We start from the raw sequence: 8,801 nt of genomic DNA on the forward strand, positions 1-8,801 counted from the left end.
CCCCCCCCCCCCCCCCCCCCCCCCCCCCCCCCCCCCCCCCCCCCCCCCCCCCCCCCCCCCCCCCCCCCCCCCCCCCCCCCACTCTTTCCTTCCATGAAGCGTGACACGGGAACAGTGGCGGCGGTCAAGGCCAGGGCCAACATCGCCGAGATCGTGGGCCGGTACGTGAACCTGCGCCCCGTGGGCGGCCGGCTGGTTGGTCCGTGCCCGTTTCACCAGGAGACCAAGGGGTCGTTCAACGTCCACCCCGACAAGGGCTTTTTTCATTGCTTCGGCTGCCAGGCCTCGGGGGACGTCATCGATTTCTACTGCCGCATCAACGGCCTGGAGTTCCGCGAGGGGCTCGAACGGCTGGCGGCGGAAGTGGGCGTGGACGTGGGCCAGGCCAGGCGCGACCCACGGGCCGCCCGGCAGCGCCAGGAACGCGACGCCTGCCTGGCCATGCACGAGCTGGCCGACCGCTACTTCCGCCACGTGCTGGGGACCCCGGCCGGCGAGGCCGCCCGGGACTACCTGGCCCGGCGCAAGGTCAGCCCGGAGATGATCGAGGCCTTTTCCCTGGGCGTGAGCCCGGACGGCTGGCAGGGGCTTTCTGACGTGCTGCGCTCGCGCGGGTTTTCCGAGGACATGGGCGTCCTGGCCGGGCTTTTAAGCGCCGGCAGGAACGGCCGCGTCTGGGACCGGTTCCGCGACCGGCTCATGTTTCCCATCCGCGACGGCGGCGGACGGGTCATCGCCTTCGGCGGGCGCACGATGGGCGACGGCGAGCCGAAATATTTGAACAGCGCCGAGACGCCGATCTACACCAAGGGGCAGCACCTCTACGGCCTCTACGAGGCGCGGCCCCACATGGCCAAGTCGCGCCGGGCGCTTTTGACCGAGGGCTACCTCGACGTCATCACGCTGCACCAATTCGGCTACGGCGACGCCTGCGGCGTGCTCGGCACGGCGCTGACCCCGGAGCAGGCCAAGCGCCTGTCCGGGTTCGCCTCGCGGGTGGACCTCGTCTTCGACGGCGACCCGCCCGGACGCAAGGCGGCGCTACGGTCGGCCCAGATGTTCCTGTCGCTCGGCGGCGGCTGCCGGGTGGTGCCGCTTCCCGACGGCGAGGACGTGGACAGTTTGCTCCACGCCGCCGGGCGCGACGGCTTCGAGGAGTGCCTGGCCAAGGCCGAGGACGGGCTGACCTTTTGCCTGCGCGTGGTGCGCGGCACGTTTTCGCCCAAGGAGATCGCCGCCTGGGCTGTGGAGTTTTTAAACGGCCTGGGCGACGCGGCCCTTCGGGCGGTGTTCATTCCCCGGGTGTCCTCGGGCCTGGGGCTGGCCGAGCGGGAGCTGCGCCAGTCCCTGGGCGAGGCCGAGGACCGGGGCCGGCGGCAGCCCGCGGCCGCCCCGCCCAGGCGGCAGCGGTCGCTCGATATCGCCCCGCGCGACGCCGAGCTTCTCGCCTTCGCCATCCGCCGGGCCGACTACCGGGCGGCCCTGGCCGAGGCCGGGGCCGAGGCGGCGCTTTCGGGAGACGCGGCCCGGGAATTTTTCGACAAGCTCGTGGGCGAGGTGGCCGACGAACTGGAATCGCGGCTGGACACGGCCCAATCCGCCTTCTGGGCCAAGGCGCTTTTGGAGCCCGTGGAAGGCGACGAGCAGGCGGCCGCCGTTTTCGAGGAAATTTGCATTTTTCTCCGTCAAAGCAGGGAGGGCGACCGGCGGCGCGTCCTGACCGAGGCCATCCGCCGGGCGCAGGAGCAGGGCGAGCACATGCAAGCCCTGCGGCTTTTGGGGGAACTACAGGCCCTTTCCGGGAGGGGAGATGAGTAATCTCAAGGAAATCCAGCAGATAAAAAGCCTCATCGTCAAGGGGAAGCAGAAAGGCTTCCTCACCTTCGACGAGGTCAACAAGGCCCTGCCTTCCGAGGTGAACAACCCCGAGCAGCTCGAAGAGGTCATCGCCATCTTCGACCAGCTCGACATCAACCTCGTGGACACGGACAAGGACGGGCGCAAGATCGAAGTGGCCAGCGCCGAGCCGGAGGATGCCCCGGACGCCGACCTGGAGCTGACCGAAAGCGAGGACACCCTCGACTATTCCTCGCGCAGCACCGACCCGGTGCGCATGTACCTGCGCGAGATGGGCGCGGTGCCCCTGCTCGACCGCGAGGGCGAGGTGGTCATCGCCAAGAAGATCGAAAACGGCGAGATGGACGTGCTCTACGCCCTGGTCGAGGTGCCGGTGGCCGTGGAGGAGCTCATCCAGGTGGGCGAGGACCTCAAAATCGGCCGCATCAAGCTCAAGGACGTGGTCAAGACCATCGAGGAGGACGACCCCTCCGAGGACGAGATGAACCAGCGCCAGCGGGTCATCTTCCTGCTCGACGAGGTCAAGGCCTCCTTCCGCAAGAAGCGCAAGATCTACTCCAAGCTCGACCAGTGCGCCTGCCTGGACCGCCGCGTGGCCGGCATCCAGAAGGAGATCATGGTCTTCAAGGAGGAGATCGTGGTGCGCCTTCGCGACATCAAGCTCGAGAAGACGCTCATCGACCGCATCATCGAGATCGTCGAAGACTACGTGCGGCAGATGCACAACTGCCAGCGCGACCTGTCGGCCTACATCCTGTCCGTGGGCAAATCCCAGTCGGAAATCCAGGAGATGTTCGCCCAGCTCGACGCCCGGGAAGTCAACCCGGTGGTGGCCTCGGAATCCCTGGGCCTCACCGTGGAGGAGCTTTTCTCCTTCAAGGAGATGCTCTCGGCCAAGATGGAGATCCTCGACCGCTTGCAGGAGAAGTGCTGCCACCACGTGGGCGAGCTGGAAGAGGTGCTTTGGCGCATCAAGCGCGGCAATTCCGCCGCCCAGCGCGCCAAGCAGGAACTCATCCGGGCCAATCTGCGGCTGGTCGTGTCCATCGCCAAGAAGTACACCAACCGGGGCCTGCAGTTCCTGGACCTCATCCAGGAAGGCAACATCGGCCTCATGAAGGCCGTGGACAAGTTCGAATACCAGCGCGGCTACAAGTTCTCGACCTACGCCACCTGGTGGATTCGGCAGGCCATCACCCGCGCCATCGCCGACCAGGCCCGCACCATCCGCATCCCGGTGCACATGATCGAGACCATAAACAAGCTCATCCGCACCTCGCGCTACCTGGTCCAGGAGCTCGGCCGCGATCCCACCCCGGAGGAGATCGCCGAGCGCATGGACTATCCCCTGGAGAAGGTCAAAAAGGTGCTCAAGATCGCCAAGGAGCCCATTTCCCTCGAAACGCCCATCGGCGACGAGGAGGATTCGAGCCTGGGCGACTTCATCGAGGACAAGAAGGCGCTGGCCCCGGCCGAGGAGGTGGTCAACACCAAGCTCGGCGAGCAGATCGGCAAGGTGCTTTCCGATCTCACCCCGCGCGAGGAGCAGGTGCTGCGCAAGCGCTTCGGTCTGGGCGAAAAGTCCGACCACACTCTGGAAGAGGTGGGCAAGCTCTTCAACGTCACCCGCGAGCGCATCCGTCAGATCGAGGCCAAGGCCCTGCGCAAGCTGCGCCATCCGGTGCGCAGCCAGCACCTTCGTTCCTACTACGAAGGCTAGCCGGCCGTTTCCACGCACGCCAAGGGCGGGTCCGCAGTACGCGGCCCCGCCTTTTTTTGTGGCGGAAAACGGCCTTTGCCGGCATGGAGGAAGGGGGCGTGCTTTTCCCGTCTCACCGCCCCGGTCGTGCCCTGTCCGCCAAAGGCCGCCCGCCGGCATCAGCCCGTTTCGCGGGAGGCCTTGAAAATACGTCGGTTTTTTTGAGGAAAAAGAGTTGGCCTGCCGTGGCATCTTCAAAAAGGTCTTCTTTTTCGAGGTGCGACACCCGCAAGGAGGAAGACGATGGTCGATCGCGTAAGCGCCCCGGCGCGCCTCCCGCTTCTGGTCCGCCGGGCGGTCGTCCTTTGGCTGGTGTTTCTGCTCCTCGCCGCCGCCGCCCTGGCCCAGACCGACCCCCTGCCGTCCTGGAACGACGGGCCGGCCAAGCAGGCCGTGCTCGAATTCGTGCGCGCCACCACCACGCCGGGTAGCCCGGACTTCGTGCCGCCCGAGGCCCGTATCGCCACCTTCGACCAGGACGGGACGACCTGGGTCGAAAAACCCATGTACACGCCCGTGCTCTTCTGCCTGGCCAGGCTGCGCCAACTGGCCGGGGCGCACCCGGAACTGGCCGCGACGGAACCCTTCGAGAGCATCCTGTCCGGCGACCCCGAGGCCATGCGCAGGCTGACGGCCGAGGATTTCGACAAGGTTTGCCTGGCGACCATGACGGGCGTGAGCGTGGAAGAGCTGACCGAGGCCGTGCGCTCCTGGCTGGCCACGGCCCGGGACGCCCGCTGGCATCGCCCCTACACCGAACTGGTCTACGCCCCCATGCTCGAAGTGATGGGGCTGTTGCGCCAGCACGGCTACAAGACCTACTTCGTCACCGGCGGCTCCCAGGACTTCGTGCGCGCCTACGCCGAGCCGATCTACGGCGTCGTGCCCGAGCAGGTGGTGGGGAGCCTCGGCGCGGTCAAGTACGGCTACGCCAAGGACGGCCGCCCGACACTCACCGAGGAATCCAGAATCCTGCTCGAAACCGTGGGGACCGGCAAGCCCGAGGGCATCCACCTCATGATCGGCCGCCGGCCGTACATCGCCTTCGGCAATTCCGACGGCGACCGGGAGATGCTCGAATACACCCAGGCCGGCGAGGGCAAGCGGCTCATGCTCCTCGTGCACCACGACGACGCGCTGCGCGAATACGCCTACGGCGCCCAGTCCAAGGTGGGCACCTTTTCCGACAGCCTCATGAACGAGGCCCGGCAGCGCGGCTGGATCGTCATCAGCATGCAAAAGGACTGGAAGCGGATTTTCGCCTGGGAAGGGAAATGAGCGGACGCGCCCGCCAGGTCGCGCCCCGGAACATGGCCATGTCCGGACACGGCTTGGGATAATGAAAACGGCCGGGAACCGCTGGTTCTCGACCGTTTGGCATTATGGGGGTCGGGCGCGGCGATTATTCGCCCAGGTCGGCGAAGCCTTCGACTTCCTTGTGGAGCTTCCAGGAGATCTCCAGGGCGAACTTCTCCTTGTCTTTTTTCTGCGAGGCCTTCATCTCCACGTTGACCAGCACCGAAGGCGACAGGGACAACGCCTCGTCGCCGGCGGCGATGGTGACCACGCCGGACTTCATGTCGGCCACGAGCTTTTCCAGGTTGGCGATGACCTCGGTCAGCTGCATCACGCCTTCGATCCTGATCTTGTTCTTTTCCTTTTCCATGGCGCACTCCTTTGGCTGTCTCAGCCGATGATTTCGAATTCCACGCACCGCCCGCGCTTGAGGCAGATGGAGCCCGCGCGCTTGGCCACGAAGAGCAAAAGCGGCCGCAGGGCTTCCCTGTCCAGCTCGGGATCGGGGAGATAGGTTTGGAAAAACAGTCCGTTGTCGTAGATGCGCAGCCGATGCCGCCCCTTGCCGAGACCTGACAGCTTCACGGTCAGTTTCGCCGCCGGGCCGCGTCCGTCTCCCGGTCTGCGCCAGGAATCGGTGGGATTCTCCAGGGGCGCGACCAGAAGCTGCAAAACATGGCTGAAATAAAAGAGTTTCTCCACGGGAAGCGCATACGTCTCCGGCTCGACGTCCACCTGGAGCGTGAGCCCGCCGGCCGGGGTGAGGCCTTCCAGCACTCCCCGCAGGAACACCTCGGCCGGGTGCGGCCCCTCGGGCGACGGCGGGGCCGTAGCCGCGATGACGGTGTGCGCTTCGCCCACGGCCAGGGCGTTGGCGCTCACGGCCGGATGAATGGCCGCCGTCAGCACGGGATCGGCCGTTGCAAGAGGTTCTTCCAGTTGCGGGGCTGTTGCCGCCGTCGTGCTGGCCTGCTCTGCCGGGGCATCTGCTTCGCCGGTGTCCGAAGGCTCCGTCGCCTCCCTGCCGGGCGCGGCCGAGACAGCCTCCGGCGCGGCGGCCTGGGACGCGTCGGAGGCGTCCGGGGATGCGGCCACGGTCATCTCGGTCTCCTCGGGGGCAGGCGCGGGCGCGGCCGGCTCGAACCCGGCGTCCACGGACTGTGAAACGGCGTTTGCGGCCGCGACGGGCGTGGGCATGTCCAGGGATGCCGCTTCGGCCGAGGCCTCGACGGCCGGCGCGGCAGGGGGCGCGGTTTCCGCAACGGGCTGGCCGGCCGGGATGTTCGGTTTGGGCGCGGCACGGCCCTTGGCCGGCGATTTCGGAGTCGGGGCCTTGGGTTTCGCCTTCCCGGAGGCGGCCGTCCCGGCCGCCTTGGCCTTGGGGGCCGCTTCCCCGGGCTTGTCCTTTGCCGTCTGCTTCGGGCCGGCGAGGGGATCGCGGCCGAGTCGTGAGCGGGTTGCCATGGTGTCGTATCCTTAATGCCGCGCGCGCCCGTGCGTCGTTCGCCCGGCCAGGCCGAGCCGATCGGCGGTTTCCCGGCACAGCGCGGCGAAGTCCTTGGCGCCGGCGCTGGCCGGCGCGTAGCGGAAGATGTCCTGGCCGTGGCTCGGCGCTTCGGCCAGGGCCACGTTTTCACGGATGGGGGCCTCGAAGGCCAGGCCCGGGAAATGGTCGCGCACGGCGTCGCGCACCTCGCGGTGCAGGCGCTTGCGGTCGCTGAAGCGGTTGAGCGCGATGCCGAGCACCGACGGCCCGGCCAACCCGCGCAGGGTCTCCATGAGCCAGGCCAGGCTTTGCAGGGACAGGAAATCCGGCGTCATGGGCACGACCACGGCCTGGACCGCCCGGAGCACCTGCCGGGTCAGCGGCCCCAGGTGCGGCGGACAGTCGCACACGATCACGTCGAAGCCGCCGCAGCCGCCAAGCGCCTGCCCGAGCAGGGCCTCGGGCGCGTCGGTCCGGGAAAGGGCCATTTCGGTCGCGGCCAGTTCCGCCGACGCCGGCAGGACGGCCAGCTCCGGCGACGCCTCCACGAGAAGCGCCCCGGGAGCCGCGCCGCCGAGCAGCGCCGAAAGCCCCTGGCCGGCCGCAGCAGCAAGCCCCAGCGAGGCCGTCAGATGGGCCTGCGGATCGGCGTCCACGGCCAGCACGCGACAACCCGGCCCGGCCAGCCCGGCGGCCAGGTTCACGGCGCACGTCGTCTTGCCGACGCCGCCCTTGTGGTTGAGGCAGGCGATGCGGACGCCGCCCGTCACTCCGGCATGCATTGGCGGAACATGCCCTGCGAGCGTTACGGTTTGAAGGCAATAGTCCGGGACCAGACAATCGCTCGGGCCGAACAGCGCGACACCCTATCGTCATCCGTTCGACACGCGCCTCCGCCACACCGCCGGCTATGGCCACGAAACCCTGCGGCCCCGGGGAGCGGGGCAGAAGAAACGCGCCGAGCAAGGGAGCGATATGCCCATTCTACGGATTCTGCGGCGGTGGGGCAGGCCGCGCCAGGTAGTCATGCAACTGACCGACCGGTGCAACGCCCGCTGCGCCCAATGCGGCATGCGCGTCACGGCCGGCGGCACGCGTAGCGACATGGACGCGGACACGGCCAGGCGCGTCATCGACCGATGCGCGGCCCTTGGCGTCGAAGCCCTGTCGTTCACCGGCGGCGAGCCGTTCCTGACGGGAACGCTTCTCTTCGATCTGCTGCGCCACGCCGGCCGCGCCGGCATCGTCTACCTGCGCACCGGCACCAACGGCTACCAGTTCGCCAACCCCGACGCCCCGGACTTCACGGAGCGGGTGACGCGGCTGGCCGAAAACCTGGCCGGCACGCCCGTGCGCAACTTCTGGGTAAGCCTCGATTCCGCCGACGCCGCCACCCACGAGGCCAACCGGGGACACCCCGGCATGGTCGCCGGCCTCTCCCGCGCCCTGCCCATCCTCCACGGCCACGGCATCTTCCCCACGGCCAACGTGGCCCTCAACCGCCACATGGGCGGTCCGGTCCCCCTGGCCGGTCAGGGCGAAGCCTTCTACGTCGCCGCCCGGGAGCAGATCTCCCGCTTCTTCGAAACCGCCGCCGCCCTGGGCTTCACCATGGCCAACTGCTGCTACCCCATGAGCGACGCCGACCGGGAAAAAGGCGCGCAGGCCGTGTACGCGGCCACGGCCGCCGATGCCAGGGTCACGTTCTCGAACGAAGAAAAGCTCCAGCTGTTCAGAGCGCTTCGCGACGAAACGCCGCGACATCGCGGACGCCTGCGCATCTTCACGCCCCTTTGCGCCGTGCACGCCCTCGTCCGCCAGTACTCCCGGCCGCCCAAACCGGCCCGGCCCTGCCTCGGCGGCGTCAGCTTCTTCTACGTGGACCGCCACGGCGACTGCTACCCCTGCGGCTACCGGGCCGGCGAAAACATGGGGCCGTTCTGGAAGCTCGGCGAAAACCGCCTGGCCGGCGAACCACACTGCCAGGCCTGCGATTGGGAATGCTTCCGCGACCCCAGCGAACTGTTCGGCCCCCTCGGCGACCTGGCCGCCGGGCCGGCCGGCTGGCTGCGGCTGCTGCAAGGCGACCGGGAACAACTGCGGCTGTGGTTTGGCGACCTGCGCTACTTCGTGGCCTGCGGTCGCTTCGACGGCCGCAGGCCGCCGGAGTGGGGGAGGTTGGCCAAATATGCGTGAAGAAGGCGAAGTGGAGGAGAAGGATGAAGATGAGGGAGAGGATGAGGAAGAGAATGGGGCTCTGCCCCAGGCCCCGCCAGGAGGGGGTCACCCCCTCCTGGACCTCCCCGGCGGGGGCGGATGGAGAGGTGGTCGGGAACGGTGGGCGGCGGGGCGTCGGTCGTTGTGGTCTCGGAAATGAGGCGGGCGACGCAGGCCGCAAAGCCG

General features: G+C 68.2%; 7 protein-coding genes. 4 read left to right on the forward strand and 3 right to left on the reverse strand.

The features are described 5' to 3' along the window. The first annotated feature begins 93 nt into the window (after positions 1–93). The 3 genes from dnaG to Q1K70_RS16160 all read left to right on the forward strand — a co-directional run bounded on the left by dnaG (position 94) and on the right by Q1K70_RS16160 (position 4,894). Positions 94–1,818: a DNA primase gene (gene dnaG, locus Q1K70_RS16150; RefSeq protein WP_300161598.1), complete on the forward strand. Its 1,725-nt coding sequence runs from the start codon at positions 94–96 to the stop codon at positions 1,816–1,818. Beyond that, positions 1,811–3,577 (forward strand): RNA polymerase sigma factor RpoD, encoded by a 1,767-nt coding sequence (gene rpoD / locus Q1K70_RS16155; RefSeq protein WP_300161600.1) that lies wholly within the window; start codon positions 1,811–1,813, stop codon positions 3,575–3,577. The genes dnaG and rpoD overlap by 8 nt, the downstream gene beginning before the upstream one ends. Before the next feature lie 282 nt (positions 3,578–3,859). Further along, on the forward strand, positions 3,860–4,894 hold the full coding sequence (locus Q1K70_RS16160) for an HAD family hydrolase (protein WP_300161602.1): 1,035 nt from the start codon (positions 3,860–3,862) through the stop codon (positions 4,892–4,894). 124 nt (positions 4,895–5,018) lie between these two features. Here Q1K70_RS16160 and Q1K70_RS16165 read toward each other — a convergent pair whose 3' ends face one another. Genes Q1K70_RS16165 through Q1K70_RS16175 form a run of 3 tightly spaced genes read right to left on the reverse strand, consistent with a single transcriptional unit; the run spans position 5,019 to position 7,168 of the window. Next, positions 5,019–5,282: an amphi-Trp domain-containing protein gene (locus Q1K70_RS16165; RefSeq protein WP_300161604.1), complete on the reverse strand. Its 264-nt coding sequence runs from the start codon at positions 5,280–5,282 to the stop codon at positions 5,019–5,021. Between the two features lie 20 nt (positions 5,283–5,302). After that, a complete protein-coding gene (locus Q1K70_RS16170) occupies positions 5,303–6,376 on the reverse strand; it encodes a hypothetical protein (protein ID WP_300161606.1) in 1,074 nt (357 codons plus the stop codon). 12 nt (positions 6,377–6,388) lie between these two features. Beyond that, positions 6,389–7,168 (reverse strand): ParA family protein, encoded by a 780-nt coding sequence (locus tag Q1K70_RS16175; RefSeq protein WP_300161608.1) that lies wholly within the window; start codon positions 7,166–7,168, stop codon positions 6,389–6,391. Between the two features lie 256 nt (positions 7,169–7,424). Between Q1K70_RS16175 and Q1K70_RS16180 the strand changes: the two genes are divergently transcribed. Continuing rightward, positions 7,425–8,594, forward strand: a complete 1,170-nt coding sequence (locus tag Q1K70_RS16180; RefSeq protein ID WP_300161611.1) for a radical SAM protein — start codon at positions 7,425–7,427, stop codon at positions 8,592–8,594. Positions 8,595–8,801: the final 207 nt, after the last annotated feature.

Source organism: Solidesulfovibrio sp. (assembly GCF_029978005.1).
GTDB lineage: Bacteria > Desulfobacterota > Desulfovibrionia > Desulfovibrionales > Desulfovibrionaceae > Solidesulfovibrio.

Coding starts and splice junctions, on each gene's coding strand:
- dnaG (WP_300161598.1), top strand. CDS start 94: ATGAAGCGTGACACGGGAACAGTGGCGGCGGTCAAGGCCAGGGCCAAC.
- rpoD (WP_300161600.1), top strand. CDS start 1,811: ATGAGTAATCTCAAGGAAATCCAGCAGATAAAAAGCCTCATCGTCAAG.
- Q1K70_RS16160 (WP_300161602.1), top strand. CDS start 3,860: ATGGTCGATCGCGTAAGCGCCCCGGCGCGCCTCCCGCTTCTGGTCCGC.
- Q1K70_RS16165 (WP_300161604.1), bottom strand. CDS start 5,282: ATGGAAAAGGAAAAGAACAAGATCAGGATCGAAGGCGTGATGCAGCTG.
- Q1K70_RS16170 (WP_300161606.1), bottom strand. CDS start 6,376: ATGGCAACCCGCTCACGACTCGGCCGCGATCCCCTCGCCGGCCCGAAG.
- Q1K70_RS16180 (WP_300161611.1), top strand. CDS start 7,425: ATGCAACTGACCGACCGGTGCAACGCCCGCTGCGCCCAATGCGGCATG.